The sequence below is a fragment of the Proteus sp. G2300 genome, assembly GCF_009915965.1.
GTDB lineage: Bacteria > Pseudomonadota > Gammaproteobacteria > Enterobacterales > Enterobacteriaceae > Proteus > Proteus vulgaris.
Map to the genome: position 1 here is coordinate 306,687 of NZ_JAABNK010000005.1, position 24,011 is coordinate 330,697.

The 24,011-nt window shown below is 35.0% G+C and carries 22 protein-coding genes; 13 read left to right on the forward strand and 9 right to left on the reverse strand.

The window, feature by feature from the left end; translation table 11 throughout:
* Positions 1 to 230: 230 nt before the first annotated feature.
* Together dcuC and pepT are read right to left on the reverse strand one after the other, a co-directional pair.
* Complete coding sequence (dcuC, locus tag GWI97_RS03640) at positions 231 to 1,598, reverse strand: C4-dicarboxylate transporter DcuC (protein ID WP_087802986.1); 1,368 nt, start codon at positions 1,596 to 1,598, stop codon at positions 231 to 233.
* Positions 1,595 to 2,848, reverse strand: coding sequence for a peptidase T (pepT, locus tag GWI97_RS03645; RefSeq protein WP_036932841.1), 1,254 nt, complete (start codon positions 2,846 to 2,848; stop codon positions 1,595 to 1,597). The genes dcuC and pepT overlap by 4 nt, the downstream gene beginning before the upstream one ends.
* Before the next feature lie 460 nt (positions 2,849 to 3,308).
* On the opposite strand from pepT, the gene GWI97_RS03650 reads away from it, so the two are divergent.
* Both GWI97_RS03650 and GWI97_RS03655 read left to right on the forward strand, forming a co-directional pair.
* On the forward strand, positions 3,309 to 3,926 hold the full coding sequence (locus tag GWI97_RS03650) for a hypothetical protein (protein WP_036932840.1): 618 nt from the start codon (positions 3,309 to 3,311) through the stop codon (positions 3,924 to 3,926).
* 344 nt (positions 3,927 to 4,270) lie between these two features.
* A complete protein-coding gene (locus GWI97_RS03655; protein ID WP_036932838.1) occupies positions 4,271 to 4,522 on the forward strand; it encodes a hypothetical protein in 252 nt (83 codons plus the stop codon).
* 332 nt (positions 4,523 to 4,854) lie between these two features.
* On the opposite strand, the gene GWI97_RS03660 is transcribed toward GWI97_RS03655, so the two are convergent.
* Complete coding sequence (locus tag GWI97_RS03660; RefSeq protein ID WP_036932837.1) at positions 4,855 to 6,195, reverse strand: MATE family efflux transporter; 1,341 nt, start codon at positions 6,193 to 6,195, stop codon at positions 4,855 to 4,857.
* A gap of 199 nt (positions 6,196 to 6,394) precedes the next feature.
* Here GWI97_RS03660 and GWI97_RS03665 point away from each other — a divergent pair, with 199 nt between their 5' ends.
* Positions 6,395 to 7,294 carry a diaminopimelate dehydrogenase gene (locus GWI97_RS03665; RefSeq protein ID WP_123821927.1) on the forward strand — a complete coding sequence of 300 codons (900 nt, stop codon included), beginning with the start codon at positions 6,395 to 6,397 and terminating at the stop codon, positions 7,292 to 7,294.
* An 86-nt stretch (positions 7,295 to 7,380) separates the two neighbouring features.
* Here the strand turns inward: GWI97_RS03665 and GWI97_RS03670 are convergent, their stop codons facing one another.
* Positions 7,381 to 8,208, reverse strand: a complete 828-nt coding sequence (locus tag GWI97_RS03670; protein ID WP_103005044.1) for a phosphoenolpyruvate hydrolase family protein — start codon at positions 8,206 to 8,208, stop codon at positions 7,381 to 7,383.
* 16 nt (positions 8,209 to 8,224) lie between these two features.
* A complete protein-coding gene (locus tag GWI97_RS03675) occupies positions 8,225 to 9,436 on the reverse strand; it encodes a Tm-1-like ATP-binding domain-containing protein (RefSeq protein ID WP_161751841.1) in 1,212 nt (403 codons plus the stop codon).
* Between the two features lie 247 nt (positions 9,437 to 9,683).
* Here GWI97_RS03675 and GWI97_RS03680 point away from each other — a divergent pair, with 247 nt between their 5' ends.
* From GWI97_RS03680 to GWI97_RS03690, 3 genes are all read left to right on the forward strand, one after another.
* Positions 9,684 to 10,316, forward strand: coding sequence for a TetR/AcrR family transcriptional regulator (locus tag GWI97_RS03680; protein WP_036932832.1), 633 nt, complete (start codon positions 9,684 to 9,686; stop codon positions 10,314 to 10,316).
* Positions 10,317 to 10,380: 64 nt separating this feature from the next.
* Positions 10,381 to 11,013, forward strand: coding sequence for a helix-turn-helix transcriptional regulator (locus GWI97_RS03685; RefSeq protein ID WP_006535016.1), 633 nt, complete (start codon positions 10,381 to 10,383; stop codon positions 11,011 to 11,013).
* Between the two features lie 230 nt (positions 11,014 to 11,243).
* Entirely contained in the window at positions 11,244 to 13,211 is a 1,968-nt protein-coding gene (locus GWI97_RS03690) for a hypothetical protein (protein ID WP_161710025.1), read from the forward strand.
* Between the two features lie 213 nt (positions 13,212 to 13,424).
* Here GWI97_RS03690 and GWI97_RS03695 read toward each other — a convergent pair whose 3' ends face one another.
* Positions 13,425 to 13,835: a GNAT family N-acetyltransferase gene (locus GWI97_RS03695; protein ID WP_036932828.1), complete on the reverse strand. Its 411-nt coding sequence runs from the start codon at positions 13,833 to 13,835 to the stop codon at positions 13,425 to 13,427.
* Positions 13,836 to 13,946: 111 nt separating this feature from the next.
* Between GWI97_RS03695 and GWI97_RS03700 the strand changes: the two genes are divergently transcribed.
* Positions 13,947 to 14,984 carry an AbrB family transcriptional regulator gene (locus tag GWI97_RS03700; protein ID WP_161751842.1) on the forward strand — a complete coding sequence of 346 codons (1,038 nt, stop codon included), beginning with the start codon at positions 13,947 to 13,949 and terminating at the stop codon, positions 14,982 to 14,984.
* Between the two features lie 144 nt (positions 14,985 to 15,128).
* On the opposite strand, the gene GWI97_RS03705 is transcribed toward GWI97_RS03700, so the two are convergent.
* A complete protein-coding gene (locus GWI97_RS03705; RefSeq protein ID WP_036932826.1) occupies positions 15,129 to 15,479 on the reverse strand; it encodes a YacC family pilotin-like protein in 351 nt (116 codons plus the stop codon).
* A 213-nt stretch (positions 15,480 to 15,692) separates the two neighbouring features.
* On the opposite strand from GWI97_RS03705, the gene cueO reads away from it, so the two are divergent.
* Positions 15,693 to 17,273, forward strand: a complete 1,581-nt coding sequence (cueO, locus tag GWI97_RS03710; RefSeq protein ID WP_036932824.1) for a multicopper oxidase CueO — start codon at positions 15,693 to 15,695, stop codon at positions 17,271 to 17,273.
* A 159-nt stretch (positions 17,274 to 17,432) separates the two neighbouring features.
* Positions 17,433 to 17,975 (forward strand): hypoxanthine phosphoribosyltransferase, encoded by a 543-nt coding sequence (gene hpt / locus GWI97_RS03715; RefSeq protein WP_036932823.1) that lies wholly within the window; start codon positions 17,433 to 17,435, stop codon positions 17,973 to 17,975.
* Between the two features lie 72 nt (positions 17,976 to 18,047).
* On the opposite strand, the gene can is transcribed toward hpt, so the two are convergent.
* A complete protein-coding gene (gene can, locus GWI97_RS03720; RefSeq protein WP_036932822.1) occupies positions 18,048 to 18,701 on the reverse strand; it encodes a carbonate dehydratase in 654 nt (217 codons plus the stop codon).
* Positions 18,702 to 19,549: 848 nt separating this feature from the next.
* Between can and GWI97_RS03725 the strand changes: the two genes are divergently transcribed.
* From GWI97_RS03725 to GWI97_RS03740, 4 genes are all read left to right on the forward strand, one after another.
* Positions 19,550 to 20,485, forward strand: a complete 936-nt coding sequence (locus tag GWI97_RS03725) for an ABC transporter ATP-binding protein (RefSeq protein ID WP_036932821.1) — start codon at positions 19,550 to 19,552, stop codon at positions 20,483 to 20,485.
* Entirely contained in the window at positions 20,482 to 21,252 is a 771-nt protein-coding gene (locus GWI97_RS03730; protein ID WP_036932820.1) for an ABC transporter permease, read from the forward strand. Before GWI97_RS03725 ends, GWI97_RS03730 begins: the two co-directional genes overlap by 4 nt.
* Before the next feature lie 186 nt (positions 21,253 to 21,438).
* The gene (locus tag GWI97_RS03735) at positions 21,439 to 22,671 is read left to right on the forward strand and encodes an MFS transporter (protein ID WP_036932819.1); all 1,233 of its coding nucleotides are present in this window, start codon (positions 21,439 to 21,441) and stop codon (positions 22,669 to 22,671) included.
* Between the two features lie 87 nt (positions 22,672 to 22,758).
* Positions 22,759 to 22,941, forward strand: a complete 183-nt coding sequence (locus GWI97_RS03740; protein ID WP_036932818.1) for a DUF2526 family protein — start codon at positions 22,759 to 22,761, stop codon at positions 22,939 to 22,941.
* 100 nt (positions 22,942 to 23,041) lie between these two features.
* On the opposite strand, the gene htpX is transcribed toward GWI97_RS03740, so the two are convergent.
* Positions 23,042 to 24,007: a zinc metalloprotease HtpX gene (gene htpX, locus GWI97_RS03745; protein WP_103005049.1), complete on the reverse strand. Its 966-nt coding sequence runs from the start codon at positions 24,005 to 24,007 to the stop codon at positions 23,042 to 23,044.
* Positions 24,008 to 24,011: the final 4 nt, after the last annotated feature.

The following is a 24,011-nucleotide window of genomic DNA, read 5'->3' on the forward strand; positions in this document are numbered from 1 at the left end:
TAGATAATAAGCTCTTTATTTTCGAGAGTATAAGAATAATCTTTTATTCTTTTGTTAATATTTTCATAGTAATAGCATCAATGCTTTATTTGAAAATAGAAATATATTTTTATAAAAAGATATAATTAATTTTTTATTATCTAAATAACAATCAAATATCTTTATCTATTTTTAATATGTTTATTATTTGAAAATAACCTGAAGCAAAAATATAGCTTCAGGTTTATTTATTAATAATAGAAAATAGCAATAATAGCGCTATGGAATATAAAACCAACCATAAGTGGTATTGCTGTCCTTTTTACAACATCAAATGGTTGTAGCTTTGCACCACTAGATACTGCAATGATAACCCCAGCTACAGGAGACATACCTCGTCCCATATGTGATGCTTGTTGCATAGGTAAAATCATCGCAATTGGGTTTACTCCCATACTATGAGCAATTTGTGGAATTAGTTCAACGAATGCAAGGAATGGCGCATTACCTGAACCCATAATAATCGCGGCTGCTAATGTGACGATAGCGAAAACGAGTGCCATTGCAAATGGAGGCAGGCCAACAGACTCTGCCATAATGATCAAACTCTCTATAGCACCACTCACTTTAATACCATGAGCAAAAACACCTGCAGCGACTAATAAACCCACAACATTACTAAATGCAGAGCCCATACCTTTTAAGAAATGCTGAAAGCCGGCACATACTGATTTAAAATCACGTAAGCGTAGGGATTCAATTAGCATACAAATTGCCATTGAAATCAATACGATTGTGACCACATCAAGGTGAATGCCTTTAACAAATAGGCTTGATGAACTTACCGCCATCATAATGGGTAACATTGGCAATAAGGCATAAAAGCCAGGTACGTTTTTATTACTTTTTACTTCTTCAGATATTGTGCCTAATTGAGGCATAAATCCAGCTTTGCGGTCACAATGACGTTGCCAAAAGATATGCGTAATACCAATAGCTAATACGGTTGCGACAGCTGCTGGCCCTTGGTAATAAAGCACATATTCAACAACCCCTAAATCAACGGCTTTTGCACCACGAATGGCATCAATTGCAGTCGGGGTATAAGCAACACCCAATGAAGTTGCAATCACACCCGCAGCAGAGGCTGGAGATAAACCAAGTCCTATCATAATCGGGAACATGGTGCCCATTAATAGAACGGCCAATCCAGTTGCTGAAGGAATAGCAAGTTGCAAAATACTCGCGAGTAAAAAAGAGAAAAATAGCAACACATAAGGTGAGCGCATATTTTTCAATGGGCGAGTTGCAACACGTACAACGGCCTCATTGGCGCCAATATGATCCATATAATGCGCAAATCCCATCAGTGCCATGATCATTAAACCAAGATCAGCCGCACGACTACTAAAGAGATCACGCATTACTTCAAAAGGATCTAACCAGCCAATACCTGTTGTTTTGACATTTTTAGGAAGAATATCTCCCCAACCAAACAGCATGGTGAGTGCCATTAAGGCTAAACCTGCTATTAACAAAACAGGTTCGGCTTTATATCCTTTCAAGATCATTCTGGCGACAATAACGACGACTACTAAGACCGCAAGAATTTGGATCATGCTTTAGCTCCAGGTGCAAAACGCTCCGCCGTGATCGTCACGACAGATTTTAAGACATCACTAGCAGCGTAAAGCGATTTAACTGGCAGATATTCATAAATAGAGTGGAAATTATGCGCACCGGTAAAGATATTAGGACAAGGCAGGCCATTTTGAGAGAGCGCTGCGCCATCATAACCACCACGCATTGGAATTGGACGAGGGGTAATGCCATTTGCTTCATAAGCAGCCACAGCAATATCAATCGGATAACGGTTATCACCTTGCAGGCTATTAAAGACGTTGGCATAGCGGTCAGCTTGTTTACAAACGACAGAACCTTCCCCCCATAAGCCTTCACAATATTCTGAAAGCTGCTTTAAAAATGCCATACGTTGTGCATAGCCTTTTTCGGTAAAATCACGCACATCCATTTTTAATATCGTGCGAGCACTATTACCAGCTAATTGTTTTACCCAATAATAACCCTCACGGCCTTCGGTATATTCTGGAGCTTCACCGCCCGGCAACATTGCAACGAATTTGTGTGCCATTAATAATGAGTTTTTTAATTTACCTTTTGCTGACATCGGATGAGCTGATGCACCCGTAAATGTGATTTCAACATCACCTGCATTCCAGTTTTCATAAACTAATTCACCAATACCGCAACAATCCAATGTATAAGCAAAATCGGCGCCAAATTCTTTAGTATCAAAAGCTTTTGCACCTCGTAGACCTTGCTCTTCATCTGGCACAAAACCAATTTTAACCGTACCATGTTTAACTTCAGGATGTTGTTTAAAGTACTGCAACATATCCATAATAGAGGCGATAGCTGCTTTATCGTCAGCACCTAATAAACTGGTACCATCAGTGACAATAATATCATCACCAATATAGTTCTCTAATTCAGGAAATTCACTTTGACGTAAATAAATATCAAGATCTTTATTTAAGCAAAGATCACCCCCTTTATAAGGTAAGATTTGCGCTTTGGTATCATTAGTCTGTTCTGCACTAGTGTCTAAATGACCAAAGAAAGCAACAGTAGGTACTTCATAATCAAGATTAGAAGGTAGTGTCGCAGTAACAATCGCAGTATCACGAATTTTAATATCTTCAACACCTAACGCTTTTAGCTCTTCGACTAATTGTAGAGCAAGCACTCGCTGACCTTCTGAGGAAGGCATAATGCCAGCAGCGCCATTTTCTCTATTTGTTGTTGTATTCACTTTTGTATAAGAAATAAATCGTTTAACGAGATTCATAACAAGACTCCATTGTATTTTTAATTGTATTCTCTGTATTGATGATTAGTGATCTCATTTATTAGAAAATGACTAATGCTTACTTGTATCATAAAAAAAACAATAGGGAATTAGAGAAAAAGAATTATTTTTACAAAAAAAATTTAATGTTGAATATTATTTAATCTTTGGTTTTTCTTTTATTAAAAAAAATAGTGTTTTTTGTAGGTGAGGTTATTTTATTTAACTTATAGGACTGTATTTCTGTGATCTTAATCATGAAAAAGGCTCTTCGCATAAAAAATGTTAAAAATATAAAATTAATCATTATTTATTTTAATGTATTGATTTCTTTAATGGTTGTAATTTATTTATCTTTTGATGGAATTTAATCGAAAATAATGAATAAAATAACGTAACTTATTGATAGAAAATAATTATAATGTACGATTTAATTCTCTTAAAACGAATAGGAGGATATATGTATATAAATAATGTAGTTAGAAGCACATTTTCAGCGATACAAAATATTGAAAATAAAGGCGATAATTTTAAAATTAGTTTAAATAGCGTAATATTGGTTTGCTATAATACGATTGTTAGTTTTATAAAACCTATTTTAAATAAAAATATAAATTATCTGGGGTTGAATAAAAATATTTCTAACATTGAAAATAAAATCCATCGAAGAAAAAGTAAAATTATACTATTAAAAAATAATAATGAGCTTAATAGAATAGAAGTTAATGATTTTGTAGATGAGCATTTATCTGAAGCTAAAAGAAAAGTAAAAAGTGATAAAATAAAAGAGAGTGTAATTAGTAATATTATCTCTTCTTTAGAAGAAATATCTACGTTAGATAAAGAAATAATTATAAATTTCAATAATGAATTACATTTTCACTCTAAATGGATTTTATTTTCTGGTAATACAATTTCATTGAAAGAAATAAAAAATGAATTTTTAGAGTCAATAATAGATACTATATTAAATTCAGATTATAGAATAAAATCTAAATTTGGCAATATTGATAGTTATAAATATTTTTTACGCGATGATATCAACAATGCTGTTGAGAGCATTCTTTATAAGAATTAGTTTGATGTATTTATTTTTGAATAGTATTGGTTATATAGATGGTGGATAAATGGTAGATGGAAAGAAAATATAATATAGAATATTGCCTATGTTAAATTCATAGGATGATCATGATGTATTATACGAAAATAACAGATGTTAAATTACAAGGAAGTTCTTCAAATATATTAAATCAATCATCAAGTGATGCTCTTAGCATTAAACCTAGAAAATTTTTCTAAATAAGAAATTCAAAAATTCAGATTTCTAATGCTAGCTCTTCCGATAAAAAAATCTAATAGATGATGAACCCATTTATATGAAAATGAATAAGAGTGTAGATAACGTTACAAATACTTATAATAATGATTCATATAGTTATCTTTTTTAGAAAAGTTTATTCATTAATAATAAAAAATAATTTTTTTGTTGAGTTAATTGAGAAAGAAGTAGAATTAATATTTAGTGATCTAAAAAATAAAAATGATGATATTAATAAATTGAAAACTATAGAGTCATTAAATTTACCCGTTGATAGTTTAAAGAAAGACATTGTTGAAGAAAATATTTATGAAGAAATAGATAATGATTGTTATTTAAGTGAAAAATTAGAGTAAATAGATGCTTTGTCTGAAGCTGTTTCTAAGAATAAAAAATTAAAAGGAATTTTTAAAGATCATCTAATTATAATTTTAGATAAAATTTCATTAAATGAGTTGTTTTTTTAAGTGATAGGTATGAAGAGTTATATGAAATAGAAGAATTTTTTAATTAGTAAATTTATTTTACTATTTATAGAAAGTTTTAATAAGTTAAATAAAAATAAAATTAGATGATAATTTAAAAAGAGAATTAAATTCTATTATCCTTTTGAAAAGCCTAAAATTAAAAGATAATAAGATTATTTATCAAATTCCCCCGATAAAAAAATATCGGGGGAATTTAATAGTTATATATCTAAGCGCTTGGCTTGCCATCTACGAGAATGCCAACGCCATGCGTTAGTTAAGCCTCGTAACCACTCATCACAAAGAAAACCAATCCAGATACCTATTAAGCCCATTTCCATCTTAATACCAAGGAAATAACCCACAGGAATAGCGACTCCCCACATAAAGCAAATTGCGGTTATAAGGGGGAATTTAGCATCGCCGGCCGCACGTAAGGCATTAACCATCACGATATTAAATGTACGACCTGGTTCTAAAAAGACCGATAAAATAAACAGAGGAATTAATTGGTTGATAATGCGTTGATCTTCAGTAATGGAATACAAAATAGGATCACGCATAAACCAATAAATAATAACAACCCCAATCGTGAATATCACACCGGTTTTTAAACTTTTCCAACCACGATTAAAGGCATCATCAAAGCGTTTTGCACCAACTAAGTGACCCACTAATATTTCATTACCAATACTAATCGCAATACCAAAAAGCATTAAAAATAGTGATAATTGGAAATAAAGCGTTTGTGCTGCAAGAGGAACTTCACCCATTAAACCAATAAAGGCAGATGCAGTCATATAATGTAAAATCCAAACCAAGTTTTCTCCCGCGGCGGGTAAACCAATATGTAGGATCTTCCCTAACATATTTTTAGACCACACGACGAGTTGTTTGGCTTCGAATTTAATACGTAAACCGTAGAACAGTAATCCACACAGTAAAATAACGGCAATAATACGACCGACAACGGTAGACCAAGCAACGCCCACTAATCCGTATTGTGGTAAACCAAAGAAGCCGTAAAGTACAATCATATTACCAATCACGGTAACAATATTGGCTATCAATGTGACATACATGGCTGCTTTAGATTTGCCATAAACTCTCAGACAAGCTGCAAGAATAATCGAGATTGCCTCAGGAATAAGGCAAATACCAATAATATGTAGGTAATTGTAGCCATCTTGCACTAAATGCTCAGGCGTATTCATAAGATGTAGAATATTGTAGCCAAAGAAAAGAATGATCAAAGCGCTACTAATACCTAGCAAAGAGTTAAAAGCGATAGAAATATGGATGGCTTGGCTGGCTTTTTCTCTTTTACCTGCACCTAAATATTGTGCAATAACAACGCTACATCCCACACTAATAAAGCTAAAGATGGTGATAAAAAGGTCAAAAACTTGGTTACCGACGCCCATAGCTGCTAAGTAAGCAGTGGAAACGTGGCTTACCATGTAAGTATTAATTAATAGTGTGGCTAGATGTAGGAATATATCTATAAATATCGGCCAACTAAGAGAGAAAAGCGAGCGATCCGCTACATCAGATTGATGCATTGAAAACCTTCTTAAAAACAGAGTGAAATCGATTTATTAATATAACGCGTAGGAAGGTAGAAGATTCTACAAGGTTTATTTATAAGGTAATAGCGCAAATAATGTTTATCTGGCAAAAAAGATATTTATATGGTTTATTCATTGATAACTAATCACTATTATCATTAAGAGATGATTAACGTTAAAGTCAGGGGAATTAATGAATACTAAAATAAAAGTAGCGATTGTAGGTTATGGCAATATTGGTCGATTTGCATTAGAGGCTGTTCAAGCGGCTCAAGATTTTGAATTAATAGGTGTTGTTCGTCGTGATATTAATAATATTCCAGAAGAACTGCAAAATATTACCGTGACTAACGATATCAAAACATTAGGTAATGTTGATGTTGCGCTCTTGTGTTCACCGACACGTGCAATTAAAGAGTTAGCTAAATCTATTTTAAGTTTAGGCATTAATACAGTAGATAGTTTTGATGTTCACAGTGAAATCGTGTCATTGAAAACAGAACTAGATGAAGTCGCGAAAAAACATGATCGCGTAGCTGTTATTTCTGCGGGATGGGATCCGGGTTCTGATTCCATCATTCGAACTTTAATGTTAGCCATGGCGCCAAAAGGGATCACTTATACAAACTTTGGCCCTGGTATGAGCATGGGGCATAGCGTAGCAGCCAAAGCTATTGATGGTGTAAAAGATGCGCTTTCAATGACTATTCCATTAGGGACTGGTGTCCATCGTCGTATGGTTTACGTGGAGTTAGAAGCTGGGGCAAATTTTAATCAAGTAGAGCAATCGATTAAAGCTGATAGCTATTTCTCTTCTGATGAAACCCATGTTAAGCAAGTCGATTGTGTCGATAGCTTAAAAGATGTTGGGCATGGTGTTCATATGACTCATAAAGGTGTTTCGGGTAAAACGCATAATCAATTATTTGAATATTCAATGCGTATTAACAATCCTGCATTGACGTCTCAATTTATGGTCTCAGCGGCAAGAGCTAGTATGAAGCAACGCGCGGGTGCATATACGGTTATTGAGATCCCACCTGTTGATTTCTTAGCGGGTGATTTAAATACATTAGTTGCAAAATTGGTCTAATTTTCATTAGTACTTTCTGTATAAAATATTGCCCACATAATGTGGGCAATATAGGTTAACGCTTAGGCAAACTTGATGATTTTGAATTAGCGTTTAATACTTTTAAATTCTTTGGTCGTTGCGGTTAATGCCACTTCTGTTGGTAAACGTTCCATTGAACTTGCACCATAGAAGCCGTGACAATCAGGGCAATTATCTAAGATATATTGTGCATCTTCTGGCGTTGCAATTGGACCACCATGACAAAGCACAATGACATCAGAACGCACAGCTTTAGCGGCTTTTGCCCAGTCATTAATTAAAGGAACACAGTCCACTAATGTCAGCGCGGTTTCTGCACCAATGTTACCGCCAGTAGTTAATCCCATATGTGGCACAATAATATCTGCGCCAGCCTCAGTCATTGCAATGGCGTCTTCACGACTAAAGACATAAGGTGTGGTTAGTAGATCTTTTTCGTGAGCTAGACGGATCATCTCCACTTCAAGCCCATATCCCATACCCGTTTCTTCTAAATTCGCACGGAAATTACCGTCAATTAAGCCAACAGTTGGGAAATTTTGTACACCGGCAAATCCTGTCGCTTTGACATCATCTAAAAACTTATCAAAGTTACAGAATGGATCGGTGCCATTTACTCCTGCAAGTACTGGGGTATGTTTAACAACAGGTAAGACTTCTTTTGCCATATCCATCACGATTTCATTAGCGTTACCATAAGCTAATAAACCTGCTAAAGATCCTCGGCCTGCCATACGGTAACGACCTGAGTTATAAATAACAATAAGGTCTATACCACCGGCTTCTTCACATTTAGCAGAAAGGCCGGTGCCTGCACCACCACCAATAATTGGTTCATGGCGCGCGATCATTTCGTTGAATTTTTTTAGTAATGTTTCACGTGAATGAGTCATTCTTCTTTCTCCGTGGTTAACAAATAAGTTCCTGGTGTAAATCATAAATTTGCTGAGTAAACTCAGCTGAGTTTATGTGATAAGGACTGATGACTAATTGACGAGTCTCTGTCTCTTTAAATGTTGTTAGAAATGCATCAAAAAACGCTTGATTTGCTTTTGGATCCCAAAAAGGACCCCCTTCAATATCCAGAGCAGAAAAACCGCCCTGTGGTAATACAAACCGTAATGGACCTTCACACTGATTCATTTTTTCAGCGATCCAAATACCCAATTGACGGTTTTCCTCTGGTGTTGTGCGCATTAAGGTGACTTGTGCATTATGATGATAAAATTGACGCCCTTTATACTTCTCAGGAACACTAGAAGGGCGACCAAAATTCACCATATCTAATGCACCGCAAGAACCGATATAAGGGGTTTTAGTACGGGCGATTGCACCAAAACGATCTTCATCACAAGCAAGTACACCATCAAACAAGTAATCACATACTTCGGTTGTGGTAAGATCTAACACACTATGAAGTAGGTGACTGTCTGCCAGTTTTTCCATGGCTTTACCGCCACTTCCTGTTGCATGAAAAACAAGGCAGTCATAATTATTTTCAAGTTTTTTTGTGAGTTGTTGTACACAAGGCGTGGTGACACCAAACATCGTTAGTGCTACCGCAGGCTTATCAACAACATGTTCTTCTTGGTAAAAATAAACAGCACCAGCGATTTGATTCGCTGCATTTCTTAATACCTTGCGAGAAATGCGATTTAAGCCGGATACATCCGTAACGGAGTACATCATTGAGATATCACTTGCGCCGATATAGCCTGAAATATCGCCAGACGCCATCGTCGATACCATCAATTTAGGTACACCAATTGGCAAAGATTGCATTGCTGGTGTAATCAGTGCCGTTCCCCCTGATCCGCCTAGCCCAAGAATGGCTAAGACATCATCTTGGTGAGTTAAATAGTGTTCAAATGCGATTGACATTGCTTCTATTGCTTTCCCTCTGTCGCCACAGAAAACAACTTCTGGGCCATTGGGGTGAAAGCGTGCAACTTCAGCTGCTGTGACATCAGCTTCTCTTGCTAATGCCGTGGGTTTTGTTGTCAAATCAACTGTTTTAACAGGAAGGCCTGCTTTTTTAATTAAATCACTGACATAAAAAATCTCAGCACTTTTAGTATCAAGCGTTGTGGCAATATAAATAGAACCAGCATACTGTTTCATAAGCCTTCCCATACCTTTTATGATTATCGACGAATAGATTATAATCATAATGAGACTTGAGTTTCATTTATCATAGCACCATTTTGAGACACCTGTCTCATAATTTTTATTTTTTGTACGCTAAAGGTCGATAAGGTGTGATTAATCACCTAAAGTAAACGTCAAGTTTTGTGAGTATTTAGCTTAAGGTAAGCTAGGCATATATAAGTCAGACATATAAAAAAGTAGAAATAACGAAGGATTTTTTATGAGTTACAGTGATGAAACGGATGCAATGTCCGGTACACGAAAAAGGACCCATCAATTATTGGTGACAACAGCGTTGGGGCTTTTCGAGCAAGGGATGTTACCGACAGTGTCGGAATTAGCGGCACATGCAGGTGTTTCGAGAGCAACCGCATATCGTTATTTTCCCACACAAAGTGATTTAATTAGTGCTACAGTTGATGCAAGTTTAGCACCGATCATTGCATGGACGCCAACTCCTGAAGATAATACGCAACAGCGTATTACTAAATTGCTCGATCTTGCCTACCCACAAATGTTTAAACATGAAGGTGCACTGCGTGGTGCATTACAAGTTTCATTACAGCAATGGGCAAAAGAGAGACAATCGAGTGAATACGCAGAAAAACGATTTATTCGCGGTCATCGTAAAGAGATCCTACTCAAAGTAATTGAGCCTTTAAAAGCACATTATCCTCAAGAAATGTGGGATAAAGTGATTAAATCATTCTCTTTGATTTATGGTTCTGAAGTCTTTTTAGTAATGAAAGATATCTGGAAAATGGATGATCAACAGGTTATTGATATGACTCAATGGATGGCAAAAGCTATCCTAAATCAGGCAAAATCTGATTATCCCGCAGATAACGATTAATTATTTGAATAAATCGGTTAAAATTGTATAAATCATTTACGTTTTAGCTATTGCAGGGATCGTTATGTCACACAAAACAGAAGACCAAGAGTGGCTGGTAGAACAACTACAATTTATTGCACAAGGCATTGGTAAAACATTATCGCCTTTTTGTGAAGTTGTACTTCATGATCTAACCGATAGTGAAAATACCATTATGGTCATTGAAAATAACCTATCAGGTAGAAAAGTTGGGGACAGAGCAACTGAGCTGGGAATGGCGCGTATTGAATCGTCAGATTTCCCTCAAATAGTGGCTAATTATCCCAATCAGTTCCCTGATGGTAGAACAGCAAAAAGTACTTCTATCGGTATTAAAGATAAGCAAGGCAATTATGTCGCAGCGTTATGTTTAAATATTGATATTTCAATGATCAAAGGATTACAAATGGTACTTAACCAATTTGCGACCCTTGAAGAAGGTAATGACATTATTGAAACCTTTAGTTCAGTGACTGAAGATTCGCTGAAAAAACGTATTGATGAGTTTTCTGCGACTTATTCGGTCACTCCAAGAGCATTAAAACCGCATCAACGACGCGAATTGCTACTGTGTTTACAGGATGAAGGTTATCTTTCACTGCGTAAGGCAATGGAAATTACCGCACAATACCTTGGTGTTTCAAGAGCGACCGTGTATAACGATTTAAAAGAGTAGTATTTTTTAAGTATAATGATTAGTCATTAATAAAGAATAAATAAATTTTTTTAAAAAAAGATATCATTTATTGATATCTTTTTTTATTTATATTTTTTTAGTTTTATAATATGTCGTATTTTTATTAAAAGTGGTTAACTGATTACTATTGTGTGATTTTTATAAACATAAAAAAAGGAGAAGAATAAAATGAGTGATAAATAGTTTAATTAAGTATTTAGGTGAAAATTATGAATGTAAATGGATTGAAGAGTTTTGATGCAAGAATTTCGTTTTCAACTAGTCGTGTTGTTTTTGATAACGATAAATTAACTATTACGAAAAATATAAAAAATATATCTAACACAACGACAAAGTTTAACTTTGTCAAGAAAGTATTTAATGCAATGAGAAAATTTTCTACGCTATTAATGATGAGTCAAAGCGGGAGAATGGGAATAGAAAATAGAAAAGGAAATATTGTTAGATATACAGATGAAATGAATATTCTAAATAGCAGATTTAATGAATGTTTTGAACTTCAAAATGAAAATTCAAAGGAGTTAAAAAATAAAGGCAATGAATTGGATTCATTGATAATAAATAGAGAAAATTTAAAGTTAACATTACTTAATAATGATATATTTAATGAATTTATACATAACGAAAAAGAGTTGGAATTGATTTTAAATGATCCTGAAAAATTAAAGGAATTAATAAATAACAATGAGAGTTTTAAAAGTAAAATAGATAATGATGAAAAAATAGGAAAAATAATAAAAAATTTTTTAAAAAGTAATAGAATAGAATTAGAAAAAAATTTAGAAAGCGCTATTGATTTAAAAAATAAATTAATAATAGAGGAAAGAAAAGTAGATCATTTTTTATCTTTAATAGAAAATGAGAATGTATCCTTCAACGATAGATATAGTTTTTTTAACTACTTAAATGAGTTAAAAAGAGCAGAGTCTTTTTGCCAACAATCTGGAAATCCTAGTGATGAGCAACTTGCTGATGTATTTAAAAATATCTTTGAAGAAAGAATTTCAAGAGTAAAAGAAAGTGATGTTAAAAAAATATATAGTGAAGTAATAGACACTTATCATTATGAAACCTTTTTTTTAAAAGAAAATAAGAGCATTTTAGCTAATTTTTCCTCCAATAATGAGAAAGAGAAATTTCTTTCTAAAATTAATTTCTTAGTTTCCATCTCAGAGAGTCACCCAGATATATTGAATAATCTTTTTGATCAAAATATCTCTGATAAATTACATGATATAATGCATACAATACTTAATGAAGAATATCATGACTCTGGAGTGAATATTTCTTATTTTAATACTAAGAATACTTGGATTAAAGAGTACATGAATGAGTTTTATGGGAGTGAAAGAAAAATAACAACTCAAAGTGTAGGTACAAATACTGAAAATGAAAAAATAACTCAAAGTGTAGGTACAAATACTGAAAATGAAAATGAAAAAATAACTCAAAGTGTAGGTAAAAATACTGAAAATGAAAATGAAAAAATAACTCAAAGTGAGGGTACAAATACTGATATTCAAGATGTAGATAGTTATAACAATAATGCTGTTTATTCTAATGAAAAATCTCATGATGGAGAGGTTTTTTTTGAGATTGAAGGCTTAGATTCCATTTTGAAAGAATTCAGCACTGAATTAAAGAATAGGGATATATCTAATTATAGTCAATTCAATGATGCTATCAAAAATATGTTGGATAAACTTTCTGTTTTGAGTGATGTTATTACGGAAACTCTTGAATCACCAATAGTAGAAGAAAAAAAATTATTGGTCTCAGTAGAAAATATGGAGATTTTTTCAAAGACTATTTATTCTATTCAACAACAACTAGTGTCAATTAAACCTGATTACGCTTCTGGATTAGGTAACATCAATAACTTTTATCCTGAAATTCAGCGTTCAACAGAGGATATTTCTGATGCATTTGAGAATATTATCAATATAATAACGCCATCTCGTGGTAGTGATTCAACAAAATCTGAAATAAAAACATTATTGAGTCGTGTTTTTAATAAAATAAATACGTCTAAAATCGTTTTAAGAAAAGAAATGCTGAATGTTGCTATAGAATTATTTGATAAACTAGTTAAAGAATCAGAATCTAAACTAACGGATGATTTTTCTGAGGTAAAAGGGAAAAAAAACACTGTATTAACTAATAATAAGATTAAATAGATGAATATATACCAACGTTGGGAAGGCGTATTCGTATTAATAATAAAGTAGCATCAAATAATAAAGTAGTATCAAATAGTGATTCAAAAACAAACAGCGAGCTTTCAAAAAGTAAATCAAAAGAAAGATACAATGCTATCAATAGGTCGATTGATAATGTACTTTCAGATATTAAGGAGCTTATTGAAGGTAATGATAAAAAACCAGTGATAATCAAAAATATTTCCTTAAATAATATTTTTTATCACTAATCGGATAATTTTCTAACGTGCCAAATATCTCAAATCCCTGCTTTTGGTAAAAAGGCAGGGCTTGAAAGCTAAAGGTATCGACCTCAGCATATTTGGCGCCTTTCTCTTTTGCTGTGTTTTCCATTGTTTGCAGTAATTCTGTACCTATGTTTTGTCCACGATAGGCTTTATCTACCCATAAATAGCGGATCCGTAGCCAATTTCCTAAAATATCCCCCGTGATCCCACCTATTTTTTTACCGTTCTCTTCTTTAAAAACAGCAAGTGGAGTGTATTGCTCCATCTGAATATAATGAAGATTGTGGGTTAGCAATCCTTCATAAATTTCATTGATCTCATTCGGTGTTGGATTTGTGGTAATTTTTAACGACATAATTGGCTCTTAATATTAATAAAAATAATAATTACATTATCACTATTTGGTTATTAAATATTTATATAAATGCTAGGATAAAACAATAATTAAAAAACTGGATAACACAACATGTCGTTTTTAAAAACTCTGCCTGGTATTCTATTTTGTGCATTAATAGGCGGTGTTCTTACCCTTTCAGGTTTACCCATGGCACTGATGTTTGGGCCAATTATTGTCGTTATTATCGCTTATCGCTTTAAATGGGAGCTTGCGGTTCCTAAGCATACATTAACCTTTATTCAGCTTACTTTAGGAACCTCGGTTGGTTTAATGTTTAACCAAGTTCATTTAGGTAGTGCTGATAATTTAATGATTTTATTACTCACTCTTGTTGTTTGTTTAGCTATTCAGTTTTTTGTTAGTTATTTTTGGTTCTATCGTCATATTGGTTGGACGAAAGAAGAGTCAATGCTTGGTGCTGTGCCCGGCGCGATGGTTGCTATTCTAGCATTAACTGATCATACGAAAACACCTCCTCAAAAAATCGTTATTTCTCATACCATCCGTTTAATGGTGCTGATTATTATGGCGGGTTTTATTGTTGGAGCAGATAAAGCCAATATGCCTGAGTTTGCTATACCCGAAATGACGTTGATTTCATTGTTGTGGTTATTATTGATTGTGGCTTTAGGGCTAGGTGCGGGGCTTTTATTGCAGAAAATCCGATTTCCAGCTCCTTTTATGTTGACTTCATTAGGCAGTGCGATATTAGTTCAATCGTTTGTCAGCGAACCTATTGCTTTTCCTATGTTACTTAATGAATTGAGCATGGTTTTAATTGGTATGAATATCGGGGCACATTTTGTTGTTTTCCCTTTGTCATCACTGATTAAAAATGCCTTTTCTTCTGTACAAGTTGTTATTATTAATGTGATTTTAACGGTGATTGTAGCGTATGGGGCTGCCTATTTAACGGGAGTGCCTTGGGCAACATTAGTATTAGCATGGGCGCCGGGAAGTATGGAAGCCATGACCTTTGCTGCAATAACGATGAATGTAGATGCTGCTTTTGTGATGTCGAATCATATTTTTAGAATGCTGATTATTCAAAGTATTCCTTCTATCGCTCTGTATTGGAATGAATATAGACAGAAGAAAGATAGCTAGCACAAAGAAGAATAAAGAGTAGGAAAGCAAATCAGCTTTTTTGATAACCTCTATTTAGTTGCGTGATAGTGTTTTTATTAAATAAGCAGACTATTTTAAGAGGTTATCTTGTCCTATTAATCTCGCTGTAACTCATCAGGTGTGTTAATAATTTAATAAACTTAATGACTTATTTGCGAGTAACTGACATTTCTTATTGTGTGGCACTTCAATACCTTTTAAATCATTGTAACTATCTTCATTTAATTGGCTCATCGGTAATATTGAATAATTACTGACATCCCATTGTTGCGAACGAGAAAAGACCATTAAGGCTCTTTCAATTTTAGATTTTGATATTTGCTCATAACCACAATCTTTATTTAAAAAAAGGTAGATGGCGGTTAAATCTGCCAAGTCTTCTGCTTGTGTATAGGTTAATGCTTTTGCACTTGAAGAAACGAGCATAAAAAAAGAAAGCGTTAACGTGCAGAACAAGGCGAACATTTTTTTCATTAGGTGTGCTGTTCCTTTATGTGATGATTTAGCTAGTTTTGTTATTTGGCTTAATGTAGTTAAAAGTTTTGCAAAGACCCGCTATTTTGTTGGGTTTTAAATTGACCTTCCAGTAAGGGGAAACTTTAGCATCGGTAATAGGTTACAAGGCTTTTTTATTCGTCTTATCTCAATAAAGACAGAATAACTTGTTTTTATTCAAAGGAATATATTATGCAACGTCGTGAATTTTTAAAATTAGGCGCAACATTGAGTGCTGTAACATTATTGCCGAGCTGGAGTCGTTTTGCGTTCGCCCAAAGTAACACGCCTTCATTGGCTATTCCACCTCAAATTACGCCTGATGCTCAACAAAAGATTGTTCTTAATATTCAACAAGGTGTTTCCCAATTTATTCCCAATGCAAGCACAACCACATGGGGTTATAACGGCAGTTTATTAGGTCCCGCTCTGAAACTTAAACGAGGCCAACCAGTCACTATTAATATCAATAATAAATTGCCAGAAACGACAACGGTTCATTGGCATGGTCTTGAAATTAGCGGTGAAGAAGACGGTGGCCCACAAGCAATGATTGCACCTGGGAAATCTCGTACAGTCACTTTTACACCAAATCAAGCAGAATCTACGTGCTGGTTCCACCCTCATACTCATGGCGTTACGGGACAACAAGTCGCTATGGGATTAGGCGGATTGGTCATTATTGAAGATGATGAAACCGCAAGCCGTAAATTGCCAAATCGCTGGGGTGTTGATGATTTGCCCGTTATTTTACAAGACAAGCGTTTAGACAGTGATGGACAAATCGATTATCAACTCGATGTTATGAGTGCTGCAATTGGTTGGTTTGGCGATATGATGTTAACTAACGGTGCAATTCAACCACAACATATTGTGCCAAAAGGCTGGATCAGATTACGCTTCTTAAATGGTTGTAATGCGCGAAGTTTAAACCTTGCCACAAGTGATGGTAGACCAATGTATGTTATTGCTAGCGATGGAGGGTTGTTAGCGGAACCTGTCAAAGTGACTGAATTGCCGATTTTAATGGGTGAGCGCTTTGAAGTTTTAGTGGATACGTCTGATGGGCGTGATTTTGATATTGTTACTTTACCCGTACGCCAAATGGGGATGGTTTTAGCGCCATTTGACAATGTACTCCCTGTGTTGCGTTTATTACCATCAGCAGAAAAAGGGCAAGGCTTATTACCTGAGCAATTAGCACTTATTCCAGCATTACCAACACTCAGCAATCTTTCAACGCGGACATTACATTTACGTATGGATATGCGTTTAGATATGCAAGGTATGATGCTATTAACAGAACGTTATGGTGATAAAGCATTAGCGGGCATTCATCATGGGATGAGTCATATGCGACAAGGTAACGGCAGTGGCATGATGGGCGGTGGGATGAATTGCGGTCATGGAAATGGTGATTTAGATATCTATAATGCCAATAGTATCAATGGTATTCCATTCTCAATGACTGAACCTGCATTTGATGTGAAACAAGGCGTTTATGAGCGTTGGGTTGTTTCTGGTCGTGGTGACATGATGCTACATCCATTCCATGTTCATGGTACACAATTTCGTATTTTATCTGAAAATGGTAGAGCACCAGAGAAGCATCGCCAAGGTTGGAAAGATATTGTGAAAGTTGAAGGACAACTTAGCGAAATTCTTGTAAAGTTTGACCATTTAGCGACAAAACAGCACCCATTTATGGCACACTGCCATTTATTAGAACATGAAGATACGGGGATGATGGCAGGATTTACCGTGAGTAAATAATCTATCACTATAAAAATTATTAATATCAGTAAGATAAATTGATAAAGAGCACAAGATTAATATTTTGTGCCTTTATTTTCATTAAATCAGATCATCGCATGATGAGGGAAGTTCTGGTACAATCGTTTGCTTTCCCCGTTAACCCAATCGAAATTAATCATGAAACATATTGTTGATGTCATGATCTCTGAAGAAGAGATCAAACAGCGTATTGCTGAGCTAGGTCGTGAAATCACAGAACATTACCGCCCACGTCAAGGTCAACATGATCTTGTCTTAATCGGCTTGTTAAAAGGTTCTTTTATTTTTATGGCAGATTTATGCCGTGAAATTGACGTGAACCATGAAGTCGATTTTATGACTGTATCAAGTTACGGTAATGGGATGACGTCAACGCGTGACGTTAAAATCATTAAAGATCTCGATGAAGATATCCGTGGTAAAGATGTTCTGATTGTTGAAGATATCATTGACTCAGGTAATACCTTAAACCGCGTTAAAGAGATTTTAAGCTTACGTGAGCCTGCTTCTATTTCTATCTGTACTCTGTTGGATAAACCCTCTCGCCGTGAAGTAGATGTACCCGTTGAGTGGATTGGTTATTCCATCGAAGATAAATTCGTTATTGGTTACGGTATTGATTACGCACAGCGTTATCGCCATCTGCCTTATATTGGGCATGTAACATTATTAGATGAGTAATTATTTGTTGACTTAAAATAGAAGTGAAAAAACCCGCTTTAGGCGGGTTTTTTATTGAATAGAATGTGTTTATTAACGTGGATGACTTAATTTTGCCATTGCTTGACGATAAGAAAGTTCAAGCTTTTCACGGCTATCTGAGGTGACATCGAGATCGTGCAATTCACCATTATTTAAACCATAAACCCAGCCGTGGATCATCACTTTTTGCCCACGTTTCCACGCAGCTTGCATTATAGTAGAGTGACCGAGGTTATACACTTGTTCGATAACGTTGAGTTCACAAAGTAGGTTTAACCTATCTTGTGGGGCAAGTTCACCTAACATTGAGCTGTGCTTGTACCAAATATCGCGGATATGCAGTAACCAGTTATTGATAAGTCCTAATTCAGTTCCTTCAATGGCCGCTTCAATGCCACCACAGCCATAGTGTCCACAGACAATAATATGCTCAACTTGTAATACATCAACCGCATATTGGATCACTGAAAGGCAGTTTAAATCGGTATGGATGACTAAGTTTGCTACATTACGGTGAACAAATAAGTCACCCGGTGCTGCATTGATCAATTTTTCTGCTGGAACGCGGCTGTCTGAGCAACCAATCCATAAAAAATGAGGCTTTTGACCTTTACAGAGATCTTTAAAAAACTGAGGGTTTTCTTCAGTAACAGATTCTGACCATTGCTTGTTATTGGCTAACAGTTCTTCAATTTTTCTCATCATGACGTGACTGCCTGTAAATTCGGTTTCCCACCATTTGCGCTGACAGTACGCCAACACGAAATAGCTCTTGTGTTATTGTTGGATGCGAGAGATCCATTAAGAAAGGGTATTTTTATACCATTACTTTTGAATTAATCAGAGGGCTTTTTAAAGCCAATTGACAGATAATTGTCTATATTTTTTCGCTTTCAAATAAGATAGATCTTTTTATAGCATTTGTTTAATGAATTTATCAATACATTCTTTGATGTAAATCAAATGTATAAAAAGATAACTGTTTGTTAATCTTGTCATTGTCTTATTCGAAAAACAATTTCCATAAACATTATATAAATAAATCTTATATTTATGTTTTTAGCTGTTTTTACTATGGTGAGCAAATTGATATGCAAATCTATAATCATCATTGATTGGGAGCGATAAATAGCGAGATGATATCTATCAGTCAGATTGAGGAACAAGGGCAATAATTTTATTGCTATCAGTTAGGCTAAATGATTGCATCAAGGGATGAATGGATTAAGACATTAGGAATATAAGCAAGAAATAACAGTACAGAGTATCTTAGCCGTTTATTTTTGCTTACACTGAAATTTATTTTTATTAACTGTAATAGTTAAAATAAATTTATTTATTCATTTGTGTCATGAGCTCTAAAACGGTTTATTTACGGCCCGATTTTCTCTAGAATATCTTATTCCATTTTGATTTTATTGAACTAAGTTTATTTTCTAATTCGAAGTGTGTGAGCAATACGTAGCATTAGTAAGACTTAGTTGAATAGCTACTTTCTGATTTCAGCTCAGTTAATGCTGAATAATGCTGTTGATAAAAGGTAATTCCCACTTATGACGTATGCATTGGAGTTAACGGAGTTAACGAAAACTTATCACAATGGCGTAAAAGCGCTAAAAGGAATTAATCTAACCGTTGAAGCGGGTGATTTTTATGCTTTATTAGGCCCAAATGGTGCAGGAAAATCGACCACTATTGGTATTATCAGCTCTTTAGTTAATAAAAGCAGTGGCAAAGTCAACGTCTTTGGCTATGACACCGATACCGATATGGTTAATGCAAAACGCCAGCTAGGATTAGTGCCACAAGAATTCAATTTCAATCCTTTTGAAACCGTATTACAAATAGTCCTCAATCAAGCTGGTTATTATGGTGTTCCACGTAAATTAGCATTAGAGCGTGCTGAAACTTATTTAACCCAGTTAGATTTATGGGAAAAACGTGATGATAGAGCTCGTTTTTTATCTGGAGGAATGAAGCGCCGTTTAATGATTGCTCGTGCATTAATGCATCAGCCAAAATTACTTATTCTCGATGAGCCAACCGCTGGTGTTGATATTGAATTACGTCGCTCAATGTGGACGTTTTTAAAACAACTAAATGCTGAAGGGACAACGATTATTTTAACGACGCACTATTTAGAAGAAGCAGAAATGTTGTGCCGGAATATCGGTATTATTCAACGTGGTGAATTAGTTGAAAATACCAGTATGAAAAATCTATTAAGTAAATTAGAGTCTGAAACTTTTATTTTAGATCTCGCGCCAAAAAGTCCATTACCTGAATTACAAAATTATCAATATCGATTAATGGATACTTCAACATTAGAAGTCGATGTTAAAAGAGAACAAGGCTTAAACAGTGTTTTTGCTCAACTTAATGCACAAGGCATTCAAGTGTTAAGTATGAGAAATAAAGCCAATCGCCTAGAAGAATTATTTGTTCATTTGGTTAATGAAGAGCATACAGTAGAAGGAGAGAGGGAATGATTCAGCTGTATTGGGTAGCCCTCAAAACAATTTGGATTAAAGAAGTCACCCGTTTTGGTCGTATTTGGGTGCAAACATTAATTCCACCTGTGATAACCATGTCTCTCTATTTCGTTATTTTCGGTAACCTAATTGGTAAACGAATTGGCGATATGGGGGGGGTTGATTATATGCAGTTTATTGTTCCTGGCCTGATTATGATGGCCGTAATAACAAACTCTTATGCCAATGTTTCCTCTTCATTTTTTGGCGCCAAGTTTCAGCGTAGTATTGAAGAGTTATTAGTTTCGCCTGTGCCCACGCATGTTGTTATTGCCGGTTTTGTTGGGGGTGGTGTTGCTCGTGGTATTTGTGTTGGTATCTTAGTGACTTTAGTTTCACTGTTTTTTGTGCCATTAGAAATGCATTCTTGGACAATGGTGGTGGTGACATTACTGATGACTTCCATTGTTTTTTCTCTCGCAGGATTATTAAATGCAATTTTTGCGAAAACCTTTGATGATATCAGTATTATCCCAACGTTTGTTTTAACACCATTAACTTATTTAGGAGGGGTGTTTTATTCACTTTCACTCTTACCTGAATTTTGGCAAGGCGTGTCTAAATTAAACCCTATTGTGTATATGATTAGTGGTTTTCGTTATGGTTTTCTGGGCATTACGGATGTCTCTTTAACCGTAACGATTAGTGTTTTGTGTCTTTTCATTGCCGTGTTTTACGTTATTGCATGGTATTTAATTGAAAAAGGCCGTGGTTTAAGAAGCTAATCAAAAAGCAAAATAGAAAGTGATAAAAGTTGGAAATCGGTGTCTTATTTAGAGATACCGATTTTTTTTAGCCATTTTTTCAGCATAAATGTTAATTTTTCTTTAATTTAATACTTTGCTATTAACAAAATGGTTTTTCTTGTTTAGTATACTAAACACTTTGATAGGGGATAGAAAGGATATGTAATGACAACGGCAAGCCAAACAGGCAAAGCGCCTGAGGCAATCTCTCGTAATAAGCTTTTATGTATCGCTGGTATGGGCTGGACTTTTGATGCAATGGATGTGGGGCTACTTGCTTTTTTGCTCACCGCATTAAAAGAAGATTGGGGATTAACAGCATCACAATTAGGTTGGATTGGCAGTGTAAATTCAATTGGAATGGCGGTTGGCGCTTTCGTGTTTGGCATTATTGCCGATAGAAAAGGGCGAAAACCCGTCTTTATCTTTACTTTATTGCTGTTTAGCTTAGGGTGTGGCTTAACTGCATTAGCAAGCTCTTTGATGGTTGTCCTTGTTTTACGTTTCTTTATTGGAATGGGATTAGGTGGGGAATTACCCGTTGCTTCTACACTTGTCAGTGAAAGTGTTGAAACGCATGAGCGAGGCCGTATTGTTGTTTTATTAGAGAGTTTTTGGGCTGTCGGTTGGTTAATTGCGGCTTTGATTGCTTATTTTATTATTCCTGATTATGGCTGGCGTATGGCGATGTTATTAAGTGCATTACCTGCGGTATATGCTCTTTATTTACGATCAAAATTACCTGAACCAACCTCATCTCATATTTCACAGAAAAAAACACGTTTATCGATTCGCCAATCAATGGCATTAATTTGGTCACCCCAGTATCGACGTTCAACGCTAATGCTGTGGATCTTATGGTTCTGTGTTGTTTTCTCTTATTACGGTATTTTCTTATGGCTACCAAGTGTGGCTATGTTAAAAGGCTTTAGTTTAATTAAAAGCTTTCAATATGTACTTATTATGACCTTAGCTCAGCTACCTGGTTATTTTACCGCTGCGTGGTTAATTGAACGCTATGGGCGAAAGTTTGTGTTAGTCTCGTATTTAGCAGGAACCGCTGTGAGTGCCTATTATTTTAGTGTGGCAGAGACCACGACAACGTTACTTGTGTTTGGCATGTTGTTGTCATTCTTTAATTTAGGAGCTTGGGGAGCCTTATATGCTTATACACCAGAGCAATACCCTGATGGAATACGCGCAACAGGTGCAGGAACAGCAACAGCAATTGGGCGTATTGGCGGAATATTAGGGCCTTTAATGGTAGGATATTTAGTCCAATATCAATTTGAAATAAGTTCTATATTTCTTATTTTCAGCTTTTCTATTGTGATTGGGATATTGGCAGTGATGTTATTAGGTAAAGAGACAAAGAATAAACCACTTAACTCAATTTAATTACACTTTGTGTGACTAAAAATACAGAAATCCCCTTACTTGTAATATGATAGCGATTAAGAATTTTATGAAGAAAGGGGATTAATCATGTCTCATTATGATGAAGTGGTTAAACAGGTTGATGATGCTATTGCAACAACGAGTATTGAAACCATGAATGAACTTTTAGTTGAATTAGGCAAAGATAAAACGATTGAATATCCACTGCGTTATGAGCAACAAGAGCGTTTACGCACGGCTATTTTTCATCACGGTGAAAAACAGCGTTAATTGGATTGTCGCTAAGAAATAAGCATTAAAAAAGCGTTTAACCGTTTTAATAAACAGGTGTAAACGCTTTTTTCTTTTTACTGCATTGTATCAATACGGATCAAAAAGTCTTTTTACCTTCAAGTACTGCAATTCTATTTTCAATGGATGGGTGAGTTGAAAAAATAGAATCTCCTTTATTAAAAATAAAGGCCGCTTTGCGATAAGCTCGTCCTGTTGAACCATCTTCAAAATTTTCAGTGTCATGTTGTGCTGAAATTTTCTTTAATGCATTAATCATCGCTTGATTATCTTGAGTTAAATCAACGGCTACTGCATCAGCCATATATTCACGAGTACGAGATAAATAGAAATAGAGCACTTGTGTAATGATTGGTAAAACAAAGTTTAAAATAATTAAAATCAGTCGTGCTTTGCTTGCAGCATCATTGCTTTTACCCCCTCGGCTACTAGACGCAATATACAAACGGCTACCAAAGATATTCGTGACCGTTAAAATAACGTTAGCGAGTATACCGACATATAATGTTAATCGTGAATCACCATGAATAATATGCCCTGTTTCATGCGCTAATACGGCTTGCACTTCTTGACGATTCAGGCGATTGAGCAACCCTGTTGTGATACCAATAAAAGCATTTTTCTCAGACCAACCGGCAGCAAAGGCATTGGCTTCTGGTGTATCAAGAAGATAGAGTTTGGGTATATAGCCTAGTGTTGCACTTAAACTAAGCTCTTCAACAATATTAAGCAATTGGCGCTCTTGTGCATTTAAAGTATCATCTGGACTAATTAATCGTGCATTCATCCCTGTTAGCATGATTTTGTGCCCTTTAAAGTGGATAAAAAGAAGCAATAAAATCGAGATGGCTAAAATAATCAGTGAAGCAATGGGGAGAGACTGGAAAGTCAGAAATGCCAACATATTATCGGTTAGATTTAAGTCGGGATTTGCCCCAATAGCGGTATCCACTAGTAAACCAATGATGAGCATTAATAATAAATAAGTTGCTATAACCAAACGAGTTCGAATAGCATTTTTTCGTAGAACATTTCTGAAATCCATTAGT